This is a genomic window from Clavibacter lycopersici, from assembly GCF_003576405.1.
GTDB classification, from domain to species: domain Bacteria; phylum Actinomycetota; class Actinomycetes; order Actinomycetales; family Microbacteriaceae; genus Clavibacter; species Clavibacter lycopersici.
Genome location: NZ_QWGT01000596.1, coordinates 1 through 316, shown reverse-complemented (window position 1 = coordinate 316; position 316 = coordinate 1). Strand labels below are relative to the sequence as shown.

General features: G+C 78.5%; 1 protein-coding gene. It reads left to right on the top strand.

Annotated elements, in window-relative coordinates:
• Positions 1–316: glycerate kinase (locus tag DZG00_RS16705; protein WP_233550193.1), on the top strand; the 316-nt coding region annotated here is incomplete at both ends.

The window sequence follows — 316 nt, the reverse complement described above, 5'->3', positions numbered from 1 at the left end:
GTGACGACGTGGTCATCGCCCCCATGGCCGACGGCGGGCAGGGCACGCTCGACGTGCTCGCGGCGGCGGTGCCGGGCGCCCGCCGCGTCCCCGTCCGCGTCACCGGACCCGACGACCGGCCCGTCGACGCGCACTGGCTCCTCCTGCCCGACGGCACGGGCGTCGTCGAGGTCGCGTCGACGAGCGGCATCACGCTGCTGGATCCGCTCCGCCCGCTCGCCGCCCACACCCGCGGCTTCGGCCAGGCGATCCGCGCGGCCCTCGACGCCGGCGTCCCGCGCCTGCTGCTCGCGCTCGGCGGCAGCTCGTCCACCGA